Raw genomic sequence first — 1995 nt, 5'->3', positions numbered from 1 at the left:
CTGTAGACCCGAAACCGGGTGACCTATCCATGGCCAGGTTGAAGCGGAAGTAAAATTCCGTGGAGGACCGAACCACGTTGGTGTTGAAAAACCATGGGATGAGCTGTGGATAGCGGAGAAATTCCAATCGAACTCGGAGATAGCTGGTTCTCCCCGAAATAGCTTTAGGGCTAGCGTCAGGTAATTGAGTAATGGAGGTAGAGCACTGAATAGGCTAGGGGGCATATCGCTTACCGAACCTTATCAAACTCCGAATGCCATTTACTTTTATCCTGGCAGTCAGACTACGAATGATAAGATCCGTGGTCAAGAGGGAAACAGCCCAGACCATCAGCTAAGGTCCCAAAGTGTAAGTTAAGTGGTAAAGGATGTGGGATTTCTAAGACAACTAGGATGTTGGCTTAGAAGCAGCCACTCATTTAAAGAGTGCGTAATAGCTCACTAGTCAAGAGATCCTGCGCCGAAGATGTCCGGGGCTCAAACTTACCACCGAAGCTATGGATATACTATGTATATGGTAGGGGAGCTTTCTGTACGGGTTGAAGTCGTACCGTAAGGAGCGGTGGACTGTACAGAAGTGAGAATGCTGGCATAAGTAGCGAGAAATGAGTGAGAATCTCATTGGCCGAAAATCTAAGGTTTCCTGAGGAAGGCTCGTCCGCTCAGGGTTAGTCGGGACCTAAGCCGAGGCCGAAAGGCGTAGGTGATGGACAATCGGTTGATATTCCGATACCACCATGATCCGTTTGAGAAATGGGGTGACGCAGTAGGATAGGATGTGCGCACTGATGGATGTGCGTCTAAGCACTTAGGATGATTGAACAGGCAAATCCGTTCAATCTTAAGTCTGAGGTGTGATGGGGAGTGAAATTTTAGTAGCGAAGTATCCAATTCCACACTGCCAAGAAAAGCCTCTATCGAGGAAAATGGTGCCCGTACCGCAAACCGACACAGGTAGATGAGGAGAGAATCCTAAGGCCAGCGGAAGAATTGTTGTCAAGGAACTCGGCAAATTAACCCCGTAACTTCGGGAGAAGGGGTGCCTACGAGAGTAGGCCGCAGTGAATAGGCCCAAGCAACTGTTTAGCAAAAACACAGGTCTCTGCTAAAGCGAAAGCTGATGTATAGGGGCTGACGCCTGCCCGGTGCTGGAAGGTTAAGGGGATTGGTTAGCGTAAGCGAAGCCTTGAACTTAAGCCCCAGTAAACGGCGGCCGTAACTATAACGGTCCTAAGGTAGCGAAATTCCTTGTCGGGTAAGTTCCGACCCGCACGAATGGCGTAATGATTTGGGCACTGTCTCGACAACAAATCCGGTGAAATTGAATTGGAGGTGAAGATGCCTTCTACCCGCGATTGGACGGAAAGACCCCGTAGAGCTTTACTGTAGCTTAGCATTGAATTTCGGTATTGTCTGTACAGGATAGGTGGGAGACTTAGAAGCAGGGGCGTCAGCTTCTGTGGAGTCATCCTTGGGATACCACCCTGACAGTATTGAAATTCTAACCGGAGGCCATGAATCTGGTCACGGGACATTGTTAGGTGGGCAGTTTGACTGGGGCGGTCGCCTCCTAAAAAGTAACGGAGGCGCCCAAAGGTTCCCTCAGCGCAGTCGGAAATTGCGCGAAGAGTGTAAAGGCAGAAGGGAGCTTGACTGCGACACATACAGGTGGAGCAGGGACGAAAGTCGGGCTTAGTGATCCGGTGGTTCCTCGTGGGAGGGCCATCGCTCAACGGATAAAAGCTACCTCGGGGATAACAGGCTGATCTCCCCCAAGAGTCCACATCGACGGGGAGGTTTGGCACCTCGATGTCGGCTCGTCGCATCCTGGGGCTGAAGTCGGTCCCAAGGGTTGGGCTGTTCGCCCATTAAAGCGGCACGCGAGCTGGGTTCAGAACGTCGTGAGACAGTTCGGTCCCTTTCCGTCGCGGGCGTAGGAAATTTGAGAGGAGCTGTCCTTAGTACGAGAGGACCGGGATGGACCAACCTCTGGTG

1 rRNA gene is annotated in these 1995 nt (G+C 51.2%); it reads left to right on the top strand.

The features are described from left to right. Nucleotides 1-1995, top strand: a 23S ribosomal RNA gene (locus C1715_RS00105); the annotation flags it as partial.

It is taken from the genome of Haloimpatiens massiliensis (genome assembly GCF_900184255.1).
GTDB lineage: Bacteria > Bacillota > Clostridia > Clostridiales > Clostridiaceae > Haloimpatiens > Haloimpatiens massiliensis.
This window is presented reverse-complemented; position numbering and strand designations above follow the sequence as displayed.